Origin of the sequence: Metabacillus fastidiosus NBRC 101226, assembly GCF_001591625.1 — a bacterium.
Taxonomy (GTDB): domain Bacteria; phylum Bacillota; class Bacilli; order Bacillales; family Bacillaceae; genus Metabacillus; species Metabacillus fastidiosus.
The window spans coordinates 1-22,628 of record NZ_BCVG01000009.1; the positions used below are offsets into that span (position 1 = coordinate 1).

Annotated in this window: 27 protein-coding genes; 16 read left to right on the top strand and 11 right to left on the bottom strand. The window is 35.2% G+C overall.

What is annotated here, in order from left to right; translation table 11 throughout:
* Positions 1-95 precede the first annotated feature (95 nt).
* Entirely contained in the window at positions 96-1,589 is a 1,494-nt protein-coding gene (gene zwf / locus BFA01S_RS04020) for a glucose-6-phosphate dehydrogenase (RefSeq protein ID WP_066226105.1), read from the bottom strand.
* 227 nt (positions 1,590-1,816) lie between these two features.
* Here zwf and rnz point away from each other — a divergent pair, with 227 nt between their 5' ends.
* From rnz to BFA01S_RS04035, 3 genes are all read left to right on the top strand, one after another.
* Positions 1,817-2,743 (top strand): ribonuclease Z, encoded by a 927-nt coding sequence (rnz, locus tag BFA01S_RS04025; protein ID WP_066226108.1) that lies wholly within the window; start codon positions 1,817-1,819, stop codon positions 2,741-2,743.
* 330 nt (positions 2,744-3,073) lie between these two features.
* A complete protein-coding gene (locus BFA01S_RS04030) occupies positions 3,074-3,409 on the top strand; it encodes a hypothetical protein (protein ID WP_066226110.1) in 336 nt (111 codons plus the stop codon).
* A gap of 95 nt (positions 3,410-3,504) precedes the next feature.
* Positions 3,505-3,834 (top strand): hypothetical protein, encoded by a 330-nt coding sequence (locus tag BFA01S_RS04035; protein WP_066226114.1) that lies wholly within the window; start codon positions 3,505-3,507, stop codon positions 3,832-3,834.
* 96 nt (positions 3,835-3,930) lie between these two features.
* Here the strand turns inward: BFA01S_RS04035 and namA are convergent, their stop codons facing one another.
* The 3 genes from namA to proC all read right to left on the bottom strand — a co-directional run bounded on the left by namA (position 3,931) and on the right by proC (position 6,307).
* Positions 3,931-4,935: an NADPH dehydrogenase NamA gene (gene namA / locus BFA01S_RS04040; protein WP_066226118.1), complete on the bottom strand. Its 1,005-nt coding sequence runs from the start codon at positions 4,933-4,935 to the stop codon at positions 3,931-3,933.
* Positions 4,936-5,044: 109 nt separating this feature from the next.
* On the bottom strand, positions 5,045-5,452 hold the full coding sequence (locus tag BFA01S_RS04045) for a 3-hydroxyacyl-ACP dehydratase FabZ family protein (RefSeq protein ID WP_066226123.1): 408 nt from the start codon (positions 5,450-5,452) through the stop codon (positions 5,045-5,047).
* 18 nt (positions 5,453-5,470) lie between these two features.
* Positions 5,471-6,307: a pyrroline-5-carboxylate reductase gene (proC, locus tag BFA01S_RS04050; protein WP_082799846.1), complete on the bottom strand. Its 837-nt coding sequence runs from the start codon at positions 6,305-6,307 to the stop codon at positions 5,471-5,473.
* Between the two features lie 156 nt (positions 6,308-6,463).
* Between proC and BFA01S_RS04055 the strand changes: the two genes are divergently transcribed.
* Genes BFA01S_RS04055 through BFA01S_RS04065 form a run of 3 tightly spaced genes read left to right on the top strand, consistent with a single transcriptional unit; the run spans position 6,464 to position 8,074 of the window.
* On the top strand, positions 6,464-7,258 hold the full coding sequence (locus BFA01S_RS04055) for an SDR family NAD(P)-dependent oxidoreductase (protein ID WP_066226126.1): 795 nt from the start codon (positions 6,464-6,466) through the stop codon (positions 7,256-7,258).
* A gap of 13 nt (positions 7,259-7,271) precedes the next feature.
* Positions 7,272-7,808, top strand: coding sequence for a hypothetical protein (locus tag BFA01S_RS04060; protein WP_066226302.1), 537 nt, complete (start codon positions 7,272-7,274; stop codon positions 7,806-7,808).
* Positions 7,805-8,074, top strand: a complete 270-nt coding sequence (locus BFA01S_RS04065) for a hypothetical protein (RefSeq protein ID WP_066226128.1) — start codon at positions 7,805-7,807, stop codon at positions 8,072-8,074. Before BFA01S_RS04060 ends, BFA01S_RS04065 begins: the two co-directional genes overlap by 4 nt.
* Positions 8,075-8,077: 3 nt before the next feature.
* Here the strand turns inward: BFA01S_RS04065 and BFA01S_RS04070 are convergent, their stop codons facing one another.
* Complete coding sequence (locus BFA01S_RS04070; RefSeq protein WP_066226131.1) at positions 8,078-8,284, bottom strand: YqzH family protein; 207 nt, start codon at positions 8,282-8,284, stop codon at positions 8,078-8,080.
* 150 nt (positions 8,285-8,434) lie between these two features.
* Here BFA01S_RS04070 and BFA01S_RS04075 point away from each other — a divergent pair, with 150 nt between their 5' ends.
* Together BFA01S_RS04075 and BFA01S_RS04080 are read left to right on the top strand one after the other, a co-directional pair.
* Positions 8,435-9,085, top strand: coding sequence for a GDSL-type esterase/lipase family protein (locus tag BFA01S_RS04075; protein ID WP_066226134.1), 651 nt, complete (start codon positions 8,435-8,437; stop codon positions 9,083-9,085).
* Positions 9,086-9,199: 114 nt separating this feature from the next.
* Positions 9,200-9,517 (top strand): iron-sulfur cluster biosynthesis family protein, encoded by a 318-nt coding sequence (locus tag BFA01S_RS04080; RefSeq protein ID WP_066226137.1) that lies wholly within the window; start codon positions 9,200-9,202, stop codon positions 9,515-9,517.
* 30 nt (positions 9,518-9,547) lie between these two features.
* On the opposite strand, the gene BFA01S_RS04085 is transcribed toward BFA01S_RS04080, so the two are convergent.
* Positions 9,548-9,856 carry an ArsR/SmtB family transcription factor gene (locus BFA01S_RS04085; protein ID WP_066226140.1) on the bottom strand — a complete coding sequence of 103 codons (309 nt, stop codon included), beginning with the start codon at positions 9,854-9,856 and terminating at the stop codon, positions 9,548-9,550.
* On the bottom strand, positions 9,843-10,901 hold the full coding sequence (locus tag BFA01S_RS04090; RefSeq protein ID WP_066226141.1) for a flavin-containing monooxygenase: 1,059 nt from the start codon (positions 10,899-10,901) through the stop codon (positions 9,843-9,845). Before BFA01S_RS04090 ends, BFA01S_RS04085 begins: the two co-directional genes overlap by 14 nt.
* Before the next feature lie 153 nt (positions 10,902-11,054).
* Here BFA01S_RS04090 and BFA01S_RS04095 point away from each other — a divergent pair, with 153 nt between their 5' ends.
* The 5 genes from BFA01S_RS04095 to BFA01S_RS04115 all read left to right on the top strand — a co-directional run bounded on the left by BFA01S_RS04095 (position 11,055) and on the right by BFA01S_RS04115 (position 15,662).
* Positions 11,055-11,753, top strand: a complete 699-nt coding sequence (locus tag BFA01S_RS04095; RefSeq protein ID WP_066226144.1) for a class I SAM-dependent methyltransferase — start codon at positions 11,055-11,057, stop codon at positions 11,751-11,753.
* A 429-nt stretch (positions 11,754-12,182) separates the two neighbouring features.
* On the top strand, positions 12,183-13,118 hold the full coding sequence (locus tag BFA01S_RS04100) for an ABC transporter ATP-binding protein (RefSeq protein ID WP_066226149.1): 936 nt from the start codon (positions 12,183-12,185) through the stop codon (positions 13,116-13,118).
* Position 13,119: 1 nt separating this feature from the next.
* Complete coding sequence (locus BFA01S_RS04105) at positions 13,120-13,881, top strand: ABC transporter permease (RefSeq protein WP_066226152.1); 762 nt, start codon at positions 13,120-13,122, stop codon at positions 13,879-13,881.
* Positions 13,882-13,902: 21 nt separating this feature from the next.
* Positions 13,903-15,147, top strand: a complete 1,245-nt coding sequence (locus BFA01S_RS04110; protein ID WP_066226155.1) for an aminopeptidase — start codon at positions 13,903-13,905, stop codon at positions 15,145-15,147.
* Positions 15,148-15,161: 14 nt separating this feature from the next.
* On the top strand, positions 15,162-15,662 hold the full coding sequence (locus BFA01S_RS04115) for a hypothetical protein (protein WP_066226158.1): 501 nt from the start codon (positions 15,162-15,164) through the stop codon (positions 15,660-15,662).
* A gap of 80 nt (positions 15,663-15,742) precedes the next feature.
* On the opposite strand, the gene BFA01S_RS04120 is transcribed toward BFA01S_RS04115, so the two are convergent.
* Both BFA01S_RS04120 and BFA01S_RS04125 read right to left on the bottom strand, forming a co-directional pair.
* Complete coding sequence (locus BFA01S_RS04120; protein WP_066226161.1) at positions 15,743-17,287, bottom strand: methyl-accepting chemotaxis protein; 1,545 nt, start codon at positions 17,285-17,287, stop codon at positions 15,743-15,745.
* 221 nt (positions 17,288-17,508) lie between these two features.
* Complete coding sequence (locus BFA01S_RS04125; protein ID WP_066226162.1) at positions 17,509-18,414, bottom strand: alpha/beta hydrolase; 906 nt, start codon at positions 18,412-18,414, stop codon at positions 17,509-17,511.
* A gap of 348 nt (positions 18,415-18,762) precedes the next feature.
* Here BFA01S_RS04125 and BFA01S_RS04130 point away from each other — a divergent pair, with 348 nt between their 5' ends.
* From BFA01S_RS04130 to BFA01S_RS04140, 3 genes are all read left to right on the top strand, one after another.
* Positions 18,763-19,899: an NAD(P)/FAD-dependent oxidoreductase gene (locus BFA01S_RS04130; RefSeq protein ID WP_066226165.1), complete on the top strand. Its 1,137-nt coding sequence runs from the start codon at positions 18,763-18,765 to the stop codon at positions 19,897-19,899.
* A 7-nt stretch (positions 19,900-19,906) separates the two neighbouring features.
* Positions 19,907-20,788, top strand: a complete 882-nt coding sequence (gene sigJ, locus BFA01S_RS04135) for an RNA polymerase sigma factor SigJ (protein WP_169800431.1) — start codon at positions 19,907-19,909, stop codon at positions 20,786-20,788.
* Between the two features lie 87 nt (positions 20,789-20,875).
* The gene (locus BFA01S_RS04140) at positions 20,876-21,109 is read left to right on the top strand and encodes a YqkE family protein (protein WP_066226171.1); all 234 of its coding nucleotides are present in this window, start codon (positions 20,876-20,878) and stop codon (positions 21,107-21,109) included.
* A 106-nt stretch (positions 21,110-21,215) separates the two neighbouring features.
* On the opposite strand, the gene BFA01S_RS04145 is transcribed toward BFA01S_RS04140, so the two are convergent.
* Both BFA01S_RS04145 and mciZ read right to left on the bottom strand, forming a co-directional pair.
* A complete protein-coding gene (locus tag BFA01S_RS04145) occupies positions 21,216-22,121 on the bottom strand; it encodes an aldo/keto reductase (protein ID WP_066226174.1) in 906 nt (301 codons plus the stop codon).
* Between the two features lie 316 nt (positions 22,122-22,437).
* Positions 22,438-22,560, bottom strand: coding sequence for a Z-ring formation inhibitor MciZ (gene mciZ / locus BFA01S_RS22265; protein WP_412758869.1), 123 nt, complete (start codon positions 22,558-22,560; stop codon positions 22,438-22,440).
* Between the last annotated feature and the right edge of the window lie 68 nt (positions 22,561-22,628).

Here is a 22,628-nt window from a genome sequence, read left to right on the forward strand (position 1 = left end):
AGTGTGGAAGGAGAAACCCCGGCTGATAGAAATTTCATTTTATCAATACGTGTAAATAATTAAAATATCCGTCCCATATTGGGACGGATATTTCATTAACATCCTAAATCATCACCTACATGCCACCAGTGGAAGCTGTCTCTTTCTAAAAGTTCATCAGCCTCTTTTGGACCTGCTGAACCAGCACGGTAGAAAGCAAGCTCTGCTTTTTCTTTTTTCCAAGCATGTGAGATCGTATCGACATAGCTCCAAGATAGTGCTACTTCATCCCAATGAGTGAAGTTCGTTGCATCTCCACGCATACAGTCATAAATAAGTTTTTCATATGCTTCAGGTGTATTAATGCCATCAAGGCAATTATTGCAGTAATCAAGCTCAATCGGCTTTCCATATACACCGCTTCCAGTCTTTTTCGCATTTAATTGCAATGTAATACCTTCATCAGGCTGAATATGGATAACGAGCAGATTTGGCGCTAAATCTTCTTTTCGGTTGTAATAAAGATTCATTGGAATATCTTTAAATTGAATGACAATCTTTGTTGATTTCTCTTTTAATCTCTTTCCAGTTCTTATATAAAATGGTACTCCGGCCCATCTGAAATTATCAATCATTACTTTTCCTGCTACATATGTCTCTGTCATTGACTGCTCATCAACATTACTTTCTTCCCGGTAGGCCGGAACTGATTTATTGAAAAGACTTCCTGAATAGTATTGTCCACGAACAAAGTAGTCAGAAACATTTTCCTCATTAACTGGTCGCAATGCTCTTAATACTTTTACTTTTTCACTTCGAATTTCATCTGTCGCAAGCTTAATCGGGGGTTCCATTGCAAGTAATGCCACCATTTGAAGCATATGGTTCTGCACCATATCACGCAGTGCTCCAGAGTGTTCATAATAACGTCCGCGGTCTTCTACACCGAGAACTTCACTTGATGTAATTTGAATATTTGAAATATAGCGATTGTTCCAAAGCGGCTCAAATATTGCATTTGCAAAGCGGATAACTTCGATATTTTGTACCATTTCTTTTCCTAAATAGTGATCAATTCTATAAATTTGATCTTCATTAAATACTTCACGAAGTTCTTGGTTTAATGTTTGAGCAGATGGAAGATCATGTCCAAATGGTTTCTCGATTACAAGACGGCTCCAGCCCTTTGTATCAGTTAAACCTTCTTTTTTTAAGTTGCTAGCAATTGTTCCAAAGAACTCAGGAGCCATTGCTAAATAAAACATGCGGTTACCTTCCGTATTATAAGAGTTATCTAATTCATGTAAGACGGTTTTAAGCTCATTATAAGAGGAGGGGTTCGTCACATCGAACGGGTGATAATAAAAATGGGATGAAAATTCATCTGTTTCTGTTGAATCTTCAATAGATGATTGAATAGATTCCTGCACGTTATGGCGAAATTCTTCATTTGTTAAAGGTCTTCGTCCGACACCTACGACTGCAAATTCTTTACCAATTTTATTATTTCGAACGAGACGGTAGATAGAAGGGAATAATTTCCTTTTAGCTAAATCTCCGGTTGCTCCAAAAATTACGATAACTGCTTTAGGATGTTGTTCTGTAATCACTCATTTTACCTCACTTTTTAATAGCATTTATTTTGTCAAAATATGCTGAAAAATGTAGAACTATGTACTTTGAAATATCCTCTTCAAATATTAAATGTAAATGTTCATTAAATCAAATAAAATTCATTCTTATTATAAACGAATTTACTATTAATTATCGTTTCTACTTCTCTCGGCATGCAAAATAATGTATTCTAAATGCAATAGTATTTTAGGAGGATAATGTTGTGAATGTTTTATTTTTAGGAACTGGTGCAGGTATACCAGCGAAAGCACGGAATGTAACATCGATCGCTCTTCAATTATTAGAAGAGCGCAAATCGGTTTGGCTTTTTGACTGTGGTGAAGGAACACAGCATCAGATTTTACATACCCCAATAAAGCCGCGGCGAATCGAAAAAATCTTTATTACCCATATGCACGGGGACCATATTTACGGGCTTCCCGGTCTGCTTGGAAGCCGATCCTTTCAAGATGGGAAAGATAAATTGACAATCTACGGTCCAAAGGGCATTAAAGAGTTTGTTATGACAACACTTACTTTAAGTACAACATATATAAAATACCCTCTTGAAATTATAGAAATTGAAGAAGGTGTTATATTCGAAGATGATACATTTATCGTTGAAGCCCGCAAGCTTGAACATGGTATCCCTTCATATGGCTATAGAATTACGGAAAAAGATTTGCCTGGTCCGCTTTTAATCGAAAAATTAAAAGAAATGAATGTGCCGGCAGGTCCGCATTTTCAGCAGCTTAAACAAGGTGAGACGATTATCCTTGATGACGGCAGATCGTTAAATGGAGCAGATTTCCTAGGTGCTCCGCAAAAAGGGAGAATTGTGACAATACTCGGTGATACGAGAAAATGCGAGACAAGTATTGAACTTGCTGAAAAAGCAGATTTACTTATTCATGAAGCTACTTTCGGCAAATCAGATGATCAGCTCGCATATGATTATTTCCATTCCACGACGGAGCAGGCTGCAAAAATTGCACAGGAAGCAGATGTGAAAAAATTAATCCTTACCCATATTAGCTCCCGTTATCAGGAGCATCATATAGAAGGATTACTAACAGAAGCAAGAAGTATCCATCCAAATACAGAGCTTGCGAACGATTTTGATTTATTTGATATTGTACGAGGTGAGTGATTATTTGTATTGGATAAGAAAACTGCATCAAGTGACAGCGGTTTTTAAATACATTCTTTAATATAAAATATGCTTAAAGGGAAAAAATATTATTTTCTCTTTAAGCTCTTTTTTGTGTGTATTATATAAAAGATAATTTAATAGTCTAAAAGCAATAAAGGGACATAAATACTTTTCTATAGGAGAGAAGTATTTATGTCCCTTTTTTTGTTGATGAATCACAACTGGTTTAAATAGTTTCAAAATCCGCAATTATATTGATTATGTTGTCCAATTCATTTTGCCAGAATTGAATATAATGCTTGTAAAGAAAGGGAAGGAGGTGACAATATGAGCCGTTCATGGTTTCCAGAATTCGATAACAATGATGATCACAATAAAGCTAAGGCAAAAAGTCACTCAAAAGCAAAGTCAGATGTAGATTTTGATTTTGACAATGATATCGATAATGACAATGACAATAAATTAAAAAATACAGATAAAAATATCAACGTAGCAAAAGTTAATAACAGTGGAAATTCTAAAGTTCGTATCGATGTAGACGTGGATTCTGATTCAAAAGCAAAAGTACGTGCACGCACAGAAGCAGAAGCTGATCAAGATCAAGATCAAGATCAGAATCAAGATCAGAATCAAAAACAGAGACAAAAATATGACTTTTTCTAAGATTTAAATAAGATGGATTCACGTAAGAGAGTATTCGGATTTATACCGATACTCTCTTATACAAACTAATTTTTTTAGAAAGGAGCCAATTAATAGTGGAGTATATTGATTTTGATAGTTTAATGGAACCACCGGAAATTTTCTCTTATGATATGGGTTCCACTTCTTCTTATATTAACCGTAGTGGAAACTCAGATGTAGATGTAAATATTGATATTCAACTTGATACGATGCCAATTGCATTAGCTTTACTATGTTTATCTTTTGCGAATAAACAATTAACACGTAAACAATTTGAAGCAGCGGTGGAGGAGTTGGTAGAAGTAACTGACCGGTACAAAAAAGGTCAGAAAAAAAGAAAGGGAGAATCAAAAGTTAAATTATTTAATGAAGATAAGACGAATAAAGTACAGGGAAGGTATTGAATGAAGTATCTTCCCATAGTCTTTTTTACATACCAGATTGTATAAGAGAAAGCAGCCCCAACCGGACATGCGGAGCTGCCTTTATTTTTTGAAAAATTACCAGCCTCGGCTATATTGCTTAGGTGCTTCTATCTTAGTACCGAGCTGTTTTGCCGCCGTTCTAGGCCAGTACGGATCACGTAATAATTCACGCGCAATAAAAATTAAATCTGCTCTTTCATTTTGTAAAATTTCTTCCGCTTGAATGCCATGCGTAATAAGTCCGACTGCACCTGTTGGAATATCAGCTTCCTGACGGATTTTTTCTGCATAAGGCACTTGATACCCGGGATAAACATTAATAGATGTATTAACTAATGCCCCTGTGCTGCAGTCGATTAAGTCGATCCCCTGTGCTTTCATTTTTTTTGAATACTCGATGTAATCCTCAACAGTTAATCCGTCCTTATGATGATCTGTTGCCGATATTCTAACGAATAAAGGTCCGTCCCATACTTCTTTCACAGCATTGATAATTTCTTCTAAAAATAAGTACTGGTCTTGCCCATATTCATCGTCTCGTTTATTTGATAATGGAGATAGGAATTCATTAATTAAATAGCCGTGTGCAGCATGAAGCTCAATTGTGTCAAAGCCTGCTTGCAGTGCGCGCTTTGCGCCGTCTTGGAACGCCTGGATTGTTTCTTTGATCTCTTCTTTTGTCATTTCTTTTGGAGTTTTGGAATGCTCATCAAAAGGGATTGCAGACGGGGCGATAATATCACCGTTTACTTTTGATTTTCTTCCTGCATGTGCAATTTGAATCGATGTTTTTGATCCGTATTGTTTAATACCATCGACTAATTTGCGAAGACCTGGAATTTGCTCATCACTCCAAATGCCAAGATCATTTTCAGAAATCCGTCCTTGAGGAGTAACCCCGGAAGCCTCGACCATAATTAATCCAACTTGGCCTGCTGCACGACTAATATAATGAGTCAGATGGAAGTCATTTACTTTGCCGTCTGCTTCTGCAGAATACATGCACATCGGTGACATAACAATCCGATTTTTCAACGTTACATTTTTAATCGTATAAGGTTCAAAAAGTTTTGCTGTCATTATCTGTTCCTCCAATATCGATAGTTTTAATAGGGATTATACAGCTGAAAAGAAGTACCGTCATTATTTTTGCTCAATTTTAAAAAAAGAAACACCGCAAGCTTAAGATTTAAGTTTGCGGTGCCTGATAAATTAGAATTTCTTCTGCAGTTACAATCGTTTCATTGCCTGCTTTAGCTGTTCCTCTTCCAAGAACGAAGCCGCGTTTGTTCCGAAGCACTTCATAATATAAATCGATTCGATCTCCTGCTTTAGCACATCCTGTAAATGTAACTCCTTTTAAGGAGGAGAGAAATCCAAGTCCGGTTTGTTCTGTTGTACTTGCAAATGCTCCTAATTGAGCGAGAGCCTCTACAACAAGTGTGTTTGGAAATGTTTCGTCACTTTTGTTTATATAATAATCGTTATGGCTTATATTTTTATATCCTTTTACTGATTTTCCCTGTTCCATTTCTTCTATTCCGTCAATCATCAGAAATGGAAAGCGATGTGGAAGGACCTTTTTAATATGCTCCATTTATTTACTCCTATTATATTATTTCGTTGTATTAATAACTGTTTTTGCAAACATTTCTTTCAGTTCTTCTGAACGTTCTGTTGCTCTTTTTACACAGGAAATAACTGCTTCTTCAAAATTTTTGTCTTTCAGCATCGTTAATCCTGCTTCTGTTGTTCCGTTAGGACTCGTTACTTCTTTTCTAAGAACAGAGGCATGTTTACCGCTCGTTGTCAGCATTTCAGCTGCGCCAGCAATTGTCTGCAAAATTAATTCCCTTGCGATTTGCCCTTCAAGTCCGACTTCCTCTGCCGCTTTTTCAAGTGATTCAACGAAATAGTAAAGATAGGCAGGCCCGCTTCCTGATAGGCCTGTTACTGCATCAAGCTGGGCTTCTTTTACAACGGTACAGCTTCCAATTGCTTCGAATAATGTTTTACATGCTTGAAGATTGTCTGCTGTCACTTTATTGTTTGCTGCGATTGCTGTTGCTGATTTCCCGATGGAAGCTGACGTATTTGGCATTGCACGGACTACAGGTAAGTCTTTCTCGAAAATTTGAGAAATAGTTGCAATGGAGACACCTGCTAAAACAGAGATGATGAGCTGATTTGTAACATAATCTTTTATACTATTAATTCCAGCTTCTACATCTTTTGGTTTCATAGCTAAAAGAATGATACTGGACTGTTCGATTACTTCTTTTTTATCATGAGTAACTTTGACACCGTATGCCGTTTCCAGCTCGAATAAGCGTTCAGAATTGGAACGATTGGAAATAATAATTTGATCCGGTGCCATAAGTTTACCTTTTATTAAGCCTGAAACAATTGCTTCAGCCATTGACCCGGCACCGATAACTCCTATTTTATTCAAAGTTTTTATCCCCTTTATTTTCGATTTTTTTCATTATTATGTGCTGTTAGTGAAATAGTTGTCAAGTTTAATCATTTCCAATGCTTGACTATTAGCAGGAAATCACTCAAATTAAAGGTAAAAGATTAGTACATTAACATTTTTTGAGGTGGATTTATGAATTTGCGCTTAAGAGAAAATCTTGTTGTAATAACTGGGGCATCAAGTGGAATCGGGGAGAAAATTGCAATAGAATGTGCGAAACAGGGAGCATATCCGATTCTTCTGGCAAGAAGGGTAGAACGATTGGAAAAAATTTCTCGGGAAATAGAAAAAACTTATAAAGTTCCCTGCTCTTATTATGCACTTGATGTGCAAAAGATAGAAGAAATACAGATCGTTTTTGAAAAGATTGAAAGAGAAATAGGAACGATTGATATACTTGTTAATAATGCTGGATTTGGAATTTTTAATCATGCAATAGATGCAACAACAGATGAAATGAGAGCAATGTTTGAAGTAAATGTGTTCGGTCTTATTGAGAGCACAAAAGCAGTTCTTCCGAAAATGATTGAGAGAAGAAAAGGCCACATTATTAATATTGCTTCACAGGCAGGAAAGCTGGCAACACCTAAATCAAGTATTTACGCTGCGACGAAACATGCTGTATTAGGATTCACGAACAGTCTTCGTATGGAGTTAAAAGATGAAAATATTTTCGTTACAGCTGTTAATCCAGGTCCGATTCGAACGAATTTTTTTGATATTGCTGATGAAGGCGGAGACTATATGAAAAATATTGACCGCTGGATGCTCGATCCTAATAAAGTAGCAGAAAAAATTGTAAAGGCAATGATGACACCGAAGAGAGAAATTAATCTGCCCGGATGGATGGGCCTCGGTTCTACAATTTATCAGATAATGCCAGGATTTGTAGAATTAATTGGAGGAAAGGCATTTTTAAAAAAATAAACGGAGTATGACTATGGAAAGAATAGAGAGATTTGGAGTAAAGTTTGAGGCTGATGAAACGCCGTTTTTTCAAATGGAACAGGATGAGAGAATTAGGTTTGATATGGAGGTATTTGAAAACTGCAATACAAAATTATTAACTGACATTTTAAAAGGTTTATTTGATCGCCAGGAAAGAATAGACTGTTCATTCATTATCGGATATACATATAAAAATAAACGATTTCGGGAAAAGATTAGATTAGGAGATTTTTTTAAGATTAATAATTGGAAAGAAACAGTGATTAAAAATCCGAATGAGGAAGGTGCAGTTATTTATGCAACGGTCAAAAATGTAAAGAAAGAGGAAATATATAAATACTGTAAGGCAGTAAGCCATGGATGCATAGGGGTATATATTGCTTTTTATAATGATAGTTTTCTGGCATATGTAAGTACGGATGTACTTGATATTATGTCAGATAATGTGGAGCTTATACAACAATTAAAAGAGCAATATGCTAACGTATTTGATAAGTATTATGAAGAGGATGGAGGGATGTTCCATTGAAAATAATCGTACGTGCATGTATTATTTCAGCTGCCCTACATTTCGTTTATTTCTCTCTCACATTTTTAAAAGGCTACATAATAACGAAGGCTTATGTTCCTGATGTTGGGAAGGATGAAAGTGTCTATATGCTGCAAAATGAAGTGGCATTCGGTTTTGTTGGTAATCCATTCATATTCGTATATTCATTTATAGCTTTAGCTTTTACATGCTTTACAATTCAGTTTGTATTCCAGAAATTAACGCGTAAAGGCTCATTTAGGTGAGCCTTATATTATTTCTTGATTTGTGACATATTCATATACGATATCCTCTATTATTTCAAACCATTCTGAGTCTGGATCTATTTGCTGCTGTTTTACTGCTTCTTTTATTAATTCCTTCTTTTCCTTTTCATTTAATGGATCGATTGTTAAGTCCCGTCCATATTGCTGAAAGCTTTTATGAAACATTTTCACTAATAGTTTTTCCTCCATAGGAGAGCACCTCGTTTCATTATTAAGTATAGAGAGGATCGTCCTTTTTTTCTATTGTTTTAAGAATACCGCGCCTAATTATAAATGGAAAAGCCCCCAAATCGCTCTATTCAGAGTATGTTAATTGGAAGATCTTTTTGGAGGTTTATTATGAAGGATAAGCATTCGTATCTTAAGTATGCAGCGTTAGGTGATTCACTTACAGTCGGTGTTGGAGCTTCTCTGTTTGCCCCGAGTTTTGTGTCTTATTATGCAAGATTCATAGAACGAAATCTATGTTCACCAGTACGTATAAATGTTTACGCTAAATCTGGAATAGAGACAGGTGATGTGCTTGAAATTGTTAAAACGGAAGCATTGCATGAAAAAATAAACGAGGCTAACATTATTACATTATCAGCAGGTGCAAATGATTTGATCAATGCGAGCAGGACCTTTGAATCAACAGGAAATAATGAAGAGCTTATGCAATCATTAAAAGAATGCAGGGAAAATATTGATCATATTATGGATGTTATAAAAGAATTGAAAAGCAATTGCGGACAGCCGTATATGATTCGTTTATTAAACCTGTATAATCCGTTTCCGGATATTCAATTTGCCGATAAATGGATTCATCTGTTTAATCGGGCATTAAATGGATTTGATGATGGACACTTAATCCGTGTAGCAGATATTTACTCAGCTTTTAAAGGAAAAGAGGCCGAGTTATTATCAGTGGATAAAGTACATCCTAATGATCGTGGCTATCAGTTAATAGCAAAATGTTTAAATGATTTAGGATATGAGGGAATAACTTAAAATGAAAAGAGGATGTTAGCATCCTTTTACATAAAAAGCGAGTTTCGTATAGAATCATGCGGGAAATATGTATGTATGTTAAAATGTCGATAGAAATGAGAGGAGAAGATCTGAATGGAAATCACATTTACGAAAGAAGCGATTGAGAAATTAACTGATAAAATTCCAAGTAGTAAAAAATTGAAACTGAAGTATGATACAGATGGCTGCGGCTGTGTCGTTAGCGGTGTTGCTGCATTATGGATTGTCGACGAAATAGAGGAAGATGATCAGGAAGTGGAGACGAATTTCGTTCCTGTCGTTATTGAAAAAACAAAAATGGTTTTTTTAGATGAAAATTTAACGATCAGTTTTAATGAAACGGCAAATACTTTTATGCTAACGAGCCCGTCCCAAATATTAAATCCGCGCATGAGCTTAATAGAGAAATAAATGATTTTTAAAAGGAGCATAATGCTCCTTTTAATTATGTTCAATATGCCCAATCACTTCATGGAGGATAGAAATAACATGCTCATCATCATACGTATAAAATAATGTATTTCCTTCACGCCGATATTTCACTAACCGTAAATTTCTTAACAGGCTGAGTTGATGGGAAATAGCAGATTGGGATAGATCAAGCACTTCAGCTATATGATTAACGGAACATTCTTCTTCAGACAGTAAATATAAAATTTTAATTCTTGTCGGGTCACCTAACGCTTTAAAAATTTTGGATGCTTCATTCACCGTCGTATCAGGTAAAAAAGAATGATCATTTCGTTTCATATAAAATTCCCTCCTTTATTTTTTCATATAAATAGCTTGCATCATAGCCGACACCTTGCAATAATGCGGAACCACGTCTATACTGCCATGGCAAACCTAAGAAATACAAACCATTAACCGGGGTTACTCCTCTTTCATGAACAGGGGAGCCGTCAGAATGAAAAGCCTGCGGAATATGTACCCAGCTGTAATCATATTTAAAACCGGTTGACCAGATAATATTATCGGCTTTAAACTCGCTGCCATCCTGAAAAATAAGTTTATCGTCTTTTACAGAAGTGAGGCGCGGTTTTAGAGTTACTTGCTTCTTTTTTAATAAAGCCTTTAATTCTTTACCAAAGATCGGATCAGCCTGCCTTTTAAGAAATCTGCCAGCAGAAGAGTGGACAGTTGCTTTTAAAATTCCAAGCTTATCAAACCAGTGAAAAATGCTGCGCCCTCCAATATCCTGTGGAAGGAACTTTAATTTCTTGCTAACAGATAAATGAACATCTCTGTCTTCTGCAAGCTCTACAGCTATTTGACAGCCTGAATTCCCGCCGCCAACGACTAAAACAGAGCCGTCTTTTAATTGGTTTTTATTTTTATAATGAGCAGAATGGATTTGAAAAATTTCCTTTGCTAATAAGTTTGAACAGTCAGGTATAAAAGGCTTCTGAAAAGGACCTGTTGCAATAACAATTTGTTTTGCCTCCAATAAACCTTGGTTCGTTGTAATTTGAAAAACATCTTTTTCTTTAGAAAGTATTTGAACAATCGTATTTAATTGAACCGGAAGTGCATGTTCCTGTGCATAATGGGCTAAATAATCAGCAATTTCATCTTTTATTGGATAGTTATTCTCATTTCCCGCTAATTTACTGCCAGGGAGCGAGCTAAAGGAACGTGGTGTAAACAATGTAAGAGAATCATAGCGGCTCCGCCAAACTTCACCTATTCCAGAACACTGGTCAATGATAAGAAATGACATTTTTGTTTTCTTTAAGTAATATCCCATTGCTAAACCAGCCTGACCGGCTCCTACTATAATAATATCGTAGATCATATGTACACCTCTTAACATAGTATATGAGCATATGCTCATATACTATGTTAAGATTATCCATTTCATTTGTCAATGAACAGTTGTAATTTTTTCCATAGAGGTTTAGAATGAAATTGTAATAGTTTAGCAGAGAAGAGAAAAGGAGAGATTAGATTGAGCAGAGAAGTAATTTATGAACAGACAGGTGTGGCGATGACATGCCGTGCATTTAGTGAGTATAAGGAAATGTTCATGCTTGATGACGTCCTTTTAAGAAAAGGGCCGGTGCTTGATGTTGCTTCAGGAGCATCATCATTTACTGCAGAGTTAATAAAGAGAGGATATGACGGGCAAGCTGTTGATCCGCTTTATAAATTAGCATTTGAAGAAATGAGCAAGTATGGAGACGAAGAGCTTAAACTGGCTGCTCAAAAAATAAGAAATAATGCACATTTATTCACTTGGGATACATATGAAACTTTAGAGAAGCATGAGGAGATAAGAGAGCAGTCTCTGCGTCAGTTCCTAGCAAGTTACAAAGAAAATAGACAATTATATAAAGAAGCAAAACTGCCGTTACTTCCTTTTAATGATCATACGTTTTCGCTTGTACTATGTAATCATTTCTTGTTTTTATACCAGGATCAGTTTGATTATGATTTTCACCTTCAAGCGATTGAAGAGCTTATTCGAGTGACAAAAAAAGGCGGAGTTATTCGAATTTATCCGCTCGTAGGATTTAAAAATGAATTATATCCACAAATGGATGAGTTAATAGAGACGTTAAGAGATAAAGGATTCACTGCCAGCCTTGAGAAAACAAATTTCCGTTTTATGCCGGATGCCGCGCATTATTTAAACATTATAAAATAAAACATGACCTGCCGTTCGTTGTGACGGCAGGTTTTATAATGGGTAAAGAAAAAATGATATTTATAAAAGAATGCCTGATGGCTGCAACATAAATCTAGTAAAAAGTTATCTTTTTTTTGATAGGTTTATAGTCATATTTATTAAGTTTATGTTATAGTAATTTCAAACTAGATTATCTGAATTTTCAGGGTAATTAGTAACAAATGGGAGAAGGGAGGAGTTTACATGATGTTTCCACCAATGCCAACAATCGGTAAACCGGTAAAAGACGGAAGCGGCTTCGGTAGATAAGCTGAGCTTTTCAGAAATGGGTCTGACTTTTAGGTCAGACCCATTTCTGAAACTGTTAATCTATTATAAGGGAATATTATAGGAGATTCAGTTTGTTGAAATATATTTTCTAAATGAGAAGTGGAAGGTTTAAAGAGGATGCCTCAATCAATTTACGAGTTGAAAAATATTACTCTTTCTTATAAAAAAACGAATGATAAAGCAAATGATAATATTTCATTAACTATTTATAAGGGAGAAATTATTGGAATTTTAGGGCCAAATGGTGCAGGTAAAACAACATTAATTAAACAGATGATCGGACAGCTTGCACCGACGATGGGAACGATAAGGTTTTCCGGTCAAGATGTTCTTAAAGATACAAAAGAAGTATTAAGGCAAGTAGCATATTATTCACAGGAAACATTTGCGCTTTCCTTTCTCAAAACATGGGAAGCTATTTATTTTACTGGCAGATTAAGAGGCTTATCCCGAACTGAAGCAAAAAAACAAACAGATTCTATACTGAAGCGGCTTGAGATGTCTGAATATAGAGATAAGCTTTTGAAAAAGCTGTCAGGAGGACAAAGAAGGCTTATTAGTATAGGAACCGTATTGATTGGTAATGCCCCGGTTATGATTCTTGACGAGCCTACAAATGAATTAGATCCATTAAAGAGAAAACTAGTATGGGAAATTATTAAAGAGAGAAACAGAAATGGCACGACGATTATCCTAGTTACCCATAATATTTTGGAAGCGGAGAAAGTTGTACATCGGGTGGCTGTTATTGATCGAGGCAAACTGCTTGCAGTTGATCGTGTCGCAGAGTTGAAAAGAAGGGTAGATCAAAGAATGCGCTTAGAAATGATCACCTACAATGGGAATCATGAGAAAATTCAAGAGAAGCTAGCAGCTTTTGGAACAGTTGAGGAAGTAGAAGAAACGAGACTTCATATGCTGGTTGAAAAAGAAAGTGCTGCGGCTATTATTGAATTAATTCAAGATGATGATTTATATATTAGCCAATTTTCTCTTATCCCGCCTAGTTTAGAAGATGTTTATTCAAAAATTAATGAACAGGAGGATGTATAGAATGAACAGGTCATCTTCCTTTTTTCAATTTTTCATTGAGTTATTCATTTTGTTCCGTATTCAAGTATCAATTGTTCGCCATCAATTAATATGGATTTTAGGAATGGCAACAATGTTCCCGGTTGTGACTCTCCTTTTTCTCGAATTTATTTTGGGAGGCACAAGCTCTGAACAGCTGGCACGTCTTATTATTGGAAATATGATTTTTAGTATTTTATTAATGGGAATGAATATCCTCGGTCAAGATATTTCCTATCAAAAATTCGGCGGTTATTTTACTTATTATTCATCCTTACCGATTCGTAAAGTGAATTTTATTATGTCACTGCTTTTTTATGGAATATTAACTTCATTGCCATCGTTTATTATTATTTTTTTATTGGGACAGAAAATATATGGAATTGAGCTTCATTTCGAATGGCTTCTAATACCAGTAGCTTTAATTGCTATTTTCAGTGTCGTTGGTATCGGAGTGTTAATTGGCTTTTTATCACCTAATCCACAATTTACAAGTGTAATTTCTCAGTTCTCTTTAATGTTTATTACCTTTATGACTCCAGTCATGATTGATATAGATCAGCTCCCAGCTATATTAAAGTGGATTTCTTATATACTGCCGACAACATATGTTGCAAATGCATTGCAGGATATGCTTACAGTTGGCTGGACAGAGGGTACAAGGAATTCGGTGTTTATTTTAATTATTTTTTCGTATGCCTCATATTTTTTTATTAGTAAAAAAATTCATTGGCGTGTTCAATAATTATTCGACAAGGAGAGACTCATGGCTGCATTTGAGGAAAAAATTCAAAAGTATGCAGAATTAGCAGTAAAAGTTGGTGTAAATATACAAAAGGGGCAGACATTAGTTATTTTTGCCTCTATTTCTGCTGTTGATTTTGTTCGAAAACTAAGTCGTATCGCTTATGAAAATGGGGCAGGCCAAGTTTATATAGAATGGAGTGATGAAAAACTTCAAAGGCTTGAATGTGAATTAGCATCAGAAGAGGCATTGACAAATATTCCAATGTGGAAAATAAAAGGATACGAAAAAATGGCAGGAGACGGTGCTGCTTTCCTTTATGTATTATCTCCGTATATTGATAATATGGAGGGAATTGATCCGGATCGAATTAATTTAGTTGCAAATGCAGTAAGTGAAGCATCCCGTCATTTTATGGAAGGCTTAATTAGTATGCAAGTAGCCTGGTCTGTCGTTGCCATACCAACCGTGCAATGGGCAAAAAAAGTATTTCCACAGCTGGAATCAAAGGAAGGTATTGTGGAATTATGGGAATCTATTTTTCATGCAACGAGAATAGATTGTAACAATCCAGTTACAGCATGGAAAGAGCATCTGGATGGTTTAAATGAAAAAACCGAATTATTAAATAATAGAAGCTTTCGTTTCCTTCATTTTAAAGGACCGGGGACGAATTTAACGATTGAACTGCCGAAAAATCACCTTTGGGTAAATGGACTGAATAGAAATGTAAAAGGCACGCCGTTTATTTGTAATTTACCGACGGAAGAAGTATATACGACACCATTAAAAACAGGGGTGAACGGTACTGTTCAGATTACAAAACCTCTCGTTTACGATGGACAGCTTATCGATGGATTTACACTTACATTTGAAAAAGGCAGGATTATCGATTTTTCTGCAAAATCGGGATATGAACAATTGAAGCAGATGATTTCCACAGATGAGGGGACGAGATATATAGGGGAAGTTGCATTAGTTCCTCATCATTCTCCAATCTCAATTAGCAATCTGATATATTATCATACTCTTTTTGATGAAAATGCGGCTTGTCATATTGCGATTGGTCACGCATATACAACCGGTCTGAAGGATGGGAGAATGATGACAACCGAAGAGCGTGAAGAGAATAATATTAACAGTAGCCTTATACATATTGATGTTATGATCGGTCAGGAACAATTACAGGTAGATGGTGAACGGGAAGACGGGGAAATTGAGCCGATTTTTCTGCAAGGGAATTGGACGGAATATTATAAGGAATAGAGAGGAGGATGAAAATGAAAATGATTAAATGTGTGGCAGAAGAAGATTACGAAAAATTTACATATTTCTTTTTACGTAATCGAAATGAATTTGATGATGTATATCCAATATTAGATACAGTGGGAAGCATTTATACGATGATCAGTGAAACTAACATTCTTCTTTTTTATGATAATGATAAAGTTATTGCGGCGATGAGCTATTCATATGGTACAAGAGAATGTAATTTTGAAGATAAACATATTGTCTTTATAGATTGCAGTTTAATAGAGAATAAATATCGTAAAAGCTACCTGTTTATTCGTGGTTTTCAAGAAGTTGTACGGCATATGGCCGAAGAGAATAAAGACTGTAAGGAAGTTCGTTTTTATGCTTATCGTCATCATAAGTATATTCACCGATTATACAAAAAATTTGCAACTGTTATTGAAGAAAAAGAAGGTTATTTCGGGCTGCAAGATGTTTTCTCAGTGGAATTTGATCGTTTAGTTACCTATTTAGGACATTTTAAATAGAAGGAAGCTATAATATTAATGAAACTTCTGGCAAAAACACCCTTGGATTGTAATAAAATCCAGGGGTGCTCTTTATGTGATTAGATTTTAAATTTCCTAATTAAATTTTGCAGATCTTCTGACATATTAGCTAAAGTAGAGGAAGAAGTTTGAATTTCTTCCATTGATGCTAATTGCTCTTCTGTAGCAGCTGATACGTTCTGGTTGCTTGCCGCTGACTCTTCAGCAATATTTTTAACAGCATTAATCGATGTTGCAATTTCATCAAATGATGCTCCGGCTTCTTCAACGACTGCAAGACCTGCTTCTACTTCTTTTGTTGCTGAATCCATAGAACGCAGTGTTTGATTTGTTTCATGCTGGATCATTTGAATTAAATTTGTTATTTGTTCTGCTGAATTTGCTGACTGTTCGGCAAGTTTTCGTACTTCATCTGCTACAACAGCAAATCCTTTCCCATGCTCTGCAGCTCTTGCCGCCTCGATTGCAGCATTTAATGCGAGCAGATTTGTCTGGGCTGCAATGGCCGTAATAACTTCGTTAATTCGTCCGATTTCCGTTGAACGGTCACTAAGCCCTTTAATGGAATTGCCGAGCCCCATTACACTTTCATTAATTGAATTCATTTGTGACATTACTTTATTAAGAGATTTCTTACCTTCAATCGACATTTCCACTGTTTCAGCTGAGCTATGCATCTGGTGCTCTGAACCTGCAGCTAATTCTTGAATCGTTGAGGAGATATGTTCAGTAGCTTTCGTACTTTGTTCTGCACTTGCACTTAATTCTTCTGAAGATGCAGCGACAAGTTCTGATGTTTCGCTTACAGTTGAAATGATTGCTCTTAAACCGGTAATCATGTTATTGAATGATTCCATAAGCTGACCAATCTCATCTTTAGAATGATAGTCTGCTTTCGCTGTGAAATCACCCTCTTCTGCTTTAGACATTAACATTTTCATTTGATTAACCGGATTGACGATAATTTTAGTGATAACTAATCCAATTAATATAGAAATAGCTACACCTATTAAAATAATTGCAATTAAAATTGTACTCGCTGTTTTAAGTTTTTCATTATTATCTTGATCAATTTTTTTTGCGAAATCTAAACTCGATTTCTGGAGTCCAGTAATAACATTATTTACTCCTTTACGTTTTTCTGTTACCACATTTGTATATTGTTGGTAAGCCTTTTCATTTTCATTTCTCGCTGCTAGATCTAAAGCAACTTTTCTTGCATCTGAATATTGAATAACTTTAATTTTATATTGCTCCAAGCCTTCTTTTCCTTCAGCTGAGAGGGGTATTTTTCCGAATTTTTCAAGCATCGCATTATTTTCTGCAACAGCTTCATCAATGCTTGTCATTAATTCCTGATTTTTTACTGGATCTTTCGTTAACATTAATTCTAATGTATAAGAATCAATTGCACGGTTATTTGTTCGAACATTGCCTAGCCAATCAAGCGGCTGCAAATGGTTGTCATACATGACATTTGAGCTTTTAGCCATGTCTCTCATATATTTATAACCCGAAAATCCAACTATTCCCAGGCAGAGAGTAGAGATGATGATTAATAAAAAAAGCTTCTGACTAATTTTCAAATTTTGTAAAATCCTCATAAGCTGAAAATCCCCTTTTTTCCCCGTTTATTTTTCTACTTCTTATATATCGGACGATTCTTCATTATATTTATATATTTTTTATACATCTTTTTGTTTTTAGGGGAATATTTTTTCTAAGCTTTTTCTTGAGAATTCCATTAAAAAATATAATAGTTAAATAATGTTAAATATCTATTTCGAAAGTCCTAATTATTCAGTTCTATTTGAAAATTTAATAGCTAAAGTGAGATTTCTGTTAAGAAATGATCAATTGCTTTATTATACTCTTCTTTATTTTCAGTAAAGGACATAGCGTGGCTTCCTTTTTCTGCAAGATATATTTTTTTAAATCCTGGTTTTTTGTCATATAGCTGTTTTGACATTTCAGGAAGAATATAATCATCCTGCTTGCTGTGAATAAAAAGAACCGGATTTTTAATTTTCTCAATAACCGTAATTGGCGAGACATCTTTTAATGAGTAGCGGTCCCTCAATGTAATAAAAGGTTTTGCAAATGGCATGACGAGAAAACCAGGAATACGGAATTCCATTTTCAAACGGTAGCGAAGCAGGGATTCTAAGTCTGAAAATGGGCAATCAACGATATAGAAATCAGCTCCATCCTCAACCGAACCCGCATAAAGCAATGTCGTAGCGGCACCCATTGATTCACCATGGATACCGAGAATAATATTTTTACCAACACGTTTCTTTAAGAAATGCACGATGGACTGGAGATCGAATTTTTCATAATAGCCATAGCTCGTCGTTTTTCCGCCTGATGTGCCATGTCTTCTATGATCATAAATTAAAACATTCCATCCTTTTTCTAAGAAGAGGTTCATATATTTGATTGAATTGAATTTATTTACGGTGACACCGTGGCAAATAATAATATAGCGGTTCGTATGATGGGGAGCGATAATGGAACCTTTAATATTATAGCCGAATGTGGAAGGGATACATATTTCTTCCTTTTCTAAAGCTTCAAAGTCCTCTATTTTAAAATGTCCGTCATTTGTTTCAAGATCAATAATTTCCTTATCTGTTTTTTTTCTTATGTACATGATTTTATTTGTGAAAAAGAAACCGATAAATAAAGCATAGGATACAATAGTGAGCAGGCCAATGATATATTTTTTCATCTTTATTTACTCCCTTTTAAAAGATATATTCGCCATCATTCTACCTAACATTTTTATCGGAAGTAAAGAGAAAAGACAAGCTTCACTGCTTGTCTGTTAAATTATTGCTCTGAATTTTGTCTTTTTGTCGGATGTATTGCTTTCTCCACTTCCTCAACGGCGATTACTTTTTTCACTTTATCTGCATTCGGTTTGCCCTTTTGGCCTCTTTGCTTTGTCATATTTTAACCCTCCCTTTACCAAAGTAATTCACTTATTAAAGTGTGAGAAAAATTTAATAATTATACAATTGTCACAAAAGCAGGCCGTCATTCGTTTTATAGGAAATGGAAAGTGGAGGAAGAGAAGATGAAAACAATTGTAATAGCAGGCGGAGGCTATGGGGGCATTCATTTATTAAAGGGGCTTAAAAGGGAATTTAAGAATATGATTGGTAAGGAAATTCGGATTATCCTTGTTGATCGAAATCAATATCATTTTAGAAAAGTGTTGCTTTTTAAAGAAATTATTGGGTCATCTGATTTAAAAATACCGTATGAAAAGTATTGTGGGGACAGCGCTGAATTTATCCAGGGAGAGATTTTGTCAGTGCAAAAAAATGAGAATAATCTTTTAATTTTAAAAGATGGGAAACATGAGTTTATTTCATATGACTATCTTATTATGGCACTGGGCAGTGAAATCCGGGAAGTGAGCTCTGAACTTGGAGGAATTTCCCTTCGTAATATCGAAAGCGCCCGAATGATTCGTAAACAAATATTCGAGAAGTTAAATGAACAGAGCGGTAAAAGACTGTTGAATATTAGTATAGTCGGCGCGGGAATTACAGGTATTGAAACTGCGGCATCTATTGCAGACTGGCTAAGAAAAGAGACCGGTTTTGTTCATAATATTGTTCTCATAAATTCAGAAGAGAGACTTTTACCACTGCTGCCGGAAAGCTTTGCAAAAAAAGTTGAAAAGCAGCTTGGGAAGCTAGGTATAAGAGGGGAGCAGGGGAAACGTGTTGAGCGCTATGCGAATGAACGGATAGAGTTTAGAAATCATTCGGCTATTCCCGCTGATATATGTATTTGGACAAACGGAATGATTCCTAATCCGCTTATTCGTAAGCTTGGATTTAAGACAGATTGCAAAGGAAGTGTAACTGTTAATTCATTTTATCAAATAGAAGGTGAAAGCAATATTTACGCTTTAGGTGACAATGCTTTAATACGTGATCCGAAAACTGGAGAAACTGCTGGAATGACATGTAAAGAAGCGATTGATCAGGCAGGAAGATTAAGTAAAATAATGAAGCAGGATTTAAAAGGGAAACAGAAATTATCCCATAAACACCATTTTGATTTTTACTGTATTAGTTTAGGAAATGAAAAGGGAATTGTTTGGATGAAGCCATTTGGATTGAATTTCTTTATTACAGGGAGACTCGGAGGGAAGATCCGGCAGCTTACATGGGATTTGGCAAGTATTATTCGGAGGTAGGATGCTTGTGGAAAAATTGCAATTAGAGAGCTTGTATACACAATATAAAGGTTTATTATTTAATTTGTCTTATCAGCTTTTAGGAAATGTATCAGATTCAGAAGACATCGTACATGATGTTTATCTAAAATTAATGAATATGGAAGTACATCATAAAAATATAAAGTCTTTATTATGTACGATGGTTACACATAGAAGTATTGATTTATTGAAATCAGCACGCTATAAACGTGAGACATATACCGGTACATGGCTTCCGGAACCAATTTTATTACAAGATGATGATCCTTTGCATCAGCTTATTTCAAAAGAAAATATATCTATAGCTTATATGTATATATTAGAGCAATTAAGTTTAACTGAAAGGATTGTGTTTATATTAAGGGAAGCAATCGCAATGGAATATGCGGCAATAGCTGAAATAATTGGTAAAGAGAATGCGGCTTGCCGTAAAATATACAGTCGTGCTAAACAAAAGATTAGACAGGATCAATCAGGTGTTGAACTAATAGAAATAAAAGAACAAAATCGAATTGTAGACTCCTTTATGAAGTCTTTAAATGATGGGGATTTTGATACTGTACTGAAATTACTCTCATCAGAAGCGGTTTATTATGCAGACGGAGGAGGAATTATTAAGGCTGCTATCCGGCCGATTGAAACAGGAGAGAAAATTTGCAGACTCATTCAAGGTCTTTTCAGCAAGTATGCGCAAATGGATAAAGAAATAAAAATGATAAAAGCAAATGTCAATGGCGAGCCTGCGATCATTATCCATAAGAAGGAAGAGATTTTATCCGTCCTTTCTTTTCAGATTCATAATAGCCAAATCAATATGATCTATAATATGCTCAACCCTAATAAATTAAAGCATATATCGATATATTAAACTAAGAGTTATTTAATAAAGCGAAAAGCTTTTATTCCTTCCTAATCTAAGGTTATAATCTAAAAAAAGATGTTGGGGGATAGTAATATGAAGCATCCAAAGAAGAAAAAAGATGATTCAACAGTACAGCTGGAAGATCATTTAGAGTCAGATTTATTAAAACAGTTAAAAGCGGTGAAAAGTAATTTAACGAAGCAGCAGGAAGAAAAAGAAGAAGCATTGAGGCAGGAGAAAATAAAAGAGAGAAAAGAAAAAGAAAAAAATAAGAGCTTTGAAGAACTTTTAGATGAGAGTTCTTTAAACTGGAAAGAGTATAAATAAAGAGGAGGCTCCTTATAGAAATTCAGCAAGATCAGAAGATTTCTATTAAGGGGCCTTTCAGTAAACAATTTTTAGTATTTATCTACAAGCATTACAGGATGGTTTATTATCTATGCTGTTCATAAATATCTTGCTTTGTTGCTTGCTGAAGTTTTGTATAAATCTCTTCAGTAAGTCGGTTCGAACCTGCTGCGCTGCAGTTTTCTTTCAATTGTGAGATTTTGCTGGCTCCTGGTATGACAGCTGCTACTATGTCATTGTGCAGGCAGTATTGGACAGCTGTTTCAGTAAATGAGCGCGATGGGGCGCAAGCTTTTATTTCTTTTCGTACCGCTTCAATTTCTGAGGCAGTGTAAGAAAGATAGCCTTTGCCTTCTTCTTTTATAAAAGTTTTTTCTGTTAATAAACCTTTTGCAAGCGGTCCGCGGGCGATAATGCTGACATTATGCTCCTTAATAAGGGAAAACCATTCCTCGGGACGGCGGTCGAGAAGGCTGTATTGCATCATGATTGAAATGATGGATGATTTTTCTAAATATTGTTTAATAACATTAGGACGGATAGAAGAGATTCCGTAATAGCGGATAACTCCTTCCTTCTTTAATTCCTCAAACGCTTCAATCGTTTCATCGATGTTATCGCTAATTGTCCCGCCATGTAATTGATATAGATCAATATAATCTGTATTAAGTCTTTTCAAACTCTTTTTTACAGCTTCTTTTATGTATGCTTTAGATGGATCCCAATGCCAGCCTTCTTCTCCTTCATTCCAGCGGTTTCCGCCTTTTGTTGCTACAATAATATCTTTCCTGCGTTGTTTAATCGCTTTACCGACAAATTCTTCATTTAAACCAAAATTATATAAATCAGCTGTATCAAGATAGTTTATACCAAGATCAATCGCTTCATCTACTAATGACAATGCCTGTTTTTCTTCTGTTCCAAGTGACATACATCCAAGACCGATTTCACTCACAAATAAATCAGACGGTCCTAATTGTCTTTTTCTCATATTTCACTCTCCTGATTTTAAGTCATTTAAAATCATTATAGCAAAATGTGAAAAAGAAGTATGGATCGAAGACTTTATAGAATACATATTAAAACTAGTATAATGCACGATTTTTGGCTCATCTCGCTCAAATTTCCCAAAAGGGAGAGAGAAAAGCGAGCTTTTCTTCCCCTTTTGAGAAATTTGAGCACTTTTCAGCTAAAGCTGAAAAGCATTTGCAAGCAGAGCTTGCAAATGGATGAGCCAAAAATCAACCCGGTTTTATAATAAATTCAAGTTAAGAACCAGGAATATTGTTATCATTTACATGTATTATTTATTTCTTTTTCATTAATTGTTTCATACTAGTAGAGACATGCTCAAATTCTTTTAATTTCTTGTGGATTTCATTCTTTTTTCCGATGAGAACTAAGCGGTTCGTATAAAAGAAAACCTTCATCACAAATAATGCCTCCTTGAAAAGATATGATAAAATATATGAAGGGAAAAATATGATAGAACGAGGAG

Excerpts from the sequence above, each read along its gene's own strand:
- BFA01S_RS04030 (WP_066226110.1), top strand. The coding sequence starts at position 3,074 with ATGAGCCGTTCATGGTTTCCAGAATTCGATAACAATGATGATCACAAT.
- namA (WP_066226118.1), bottom strand. The coding sequence starts at position 4,935 with ATGACAGCAAAACTTTTTGAACCTTATACGATTAAAAATGTAACGTTG.
- BFA01S_RS04045 (WP_066226123.1), bottom strand. The coding sequence starts at position 5,452 with ATGGAGCATATTAAAAAGGTCCTTCCACATCGCTTTCCATTTCTGATG.
- BFA01S_RS04055 (WP_066226126.1), top strand. The coding sequence starts at position 6,464 with ATGAATTTGCGCTTAAGAGAAAATCTTGTTGTAATAACTGGGGCATCA.
- BFA01S_RS04060 (WP_066226302.1), top strand. The coding sequence starts at position 7,272 with ATGGAAAGAATAGAGAGATTTGGAGTAAAGTTTGAGGCTGATGAAACG.
- BFA01S_RS04070 (WP_066226131.1), bottom strand. The coding sequence starts at position 8,284 with ATGGAGGAAAAACTATTAGTGAAAATGTTTCATAAAAGCTTTCAGCAA.
- BFA01S_RS04075 (WP_066226134.1), top strand. The coding sequence starts at position 8,435 with ATGAAGGATAAGCATTCGTATCTTAAGTATGCAGCGTTAGGTGATTCA.
- BFA01S_RS04080 (WP_066226137.1), top strand. The coding sequence starts at position 9,200 with ATGGAAATCACATTTACGAAAGAAGCGATTGAGAAATTAACTGATAAA.
- BFA01S_RS04085 (WP_066226140.1), bottom strand. The coding sequence starts at position 9,856 with ATGAAACGAAATGATCATTCTTTTTTACCTGATACGACGGTGAATGAA.
- BFA01S_RS04090 (WP_066226141.1), bottom strand. The coding sequence starts at position 10,901 with ATGATCTACGATATTATTATAGTAGGAGCCGGTCAGGCTGGTTTAGCA.
- BFA01S_RS04100 (WP_066226149.1), top strand. The coding sequence starts at position 12,183 with ATGCCTCAATCAATTTACGAGTTGAAAAATATTACTCTTTCTTATAAA.
- BFA01S_RS04105 (WP_066226152.1), top strand. The coding sequence starts at position 13,120 with ATGAACAGGTCATCTTCCTTTTTTCAATTTTTCATTGAGTTATTCATT.
- BFA01S_RS04110 (WP_066226155.1), top strand. The coding sequence starts at position 13,903 with ATGGCTGCATTTGAGGAAAAAATTCAAAAGTATGCAGAATTAGCAGTA.
- BFA01S_RS04115 (WP_066226158.1), top strand. The coding sequence starts at position 15,162 with ATGAAAATGATTAAATGTGTGGCAGAAGAAGATTACGAAAAATTTACA.
- BFA01S_RS04120 (WP_066226161.1), bottom strand. The coding sequence starts at position 17,287 with ATGAGGATTTTACAAAATTTGAAAATTAGTCAGAAGCTTTTTTTATTA.
- BFA01S_RS04125 (WP_066226162.1), bottom strand. The coding sequence starts at position 18,414 with ATGAAAAAATATATCATTGGCCTGCTCACTATTGTATCCTATGCTTTA.
- BFA01S_RS04130 (WP_066226165.1), top strand. The coding sequence starts at position 18,763 with ATGAAAACAATTGTAATAGCAGGCGGAGGCTATGGGGGCATTCATTTA.
- BFA01S_RS04140 (WP_066226171.1), top strand. The coding sequence starts at position 20,876 with ATGAAGCATCCAAAGAAGAAAAAAGATGATTCAACAGTACAGCTGGAA.
- BFA01S_RS04145 (WP_066226174.1), bottom strand. The coding sequence starts at position 22,121 with ATGAGAAAAAGACAATTAGGACCGTCTGATTTATTTGTGAGTGAAATC.
- mciZ (WP_412758869.1), bottom strand. The coding sequence starts at position 22,560 with ATGAAGGTTTTCTTTTATACGAACCGCTTAGTTCTCATCGGAAAAAAG.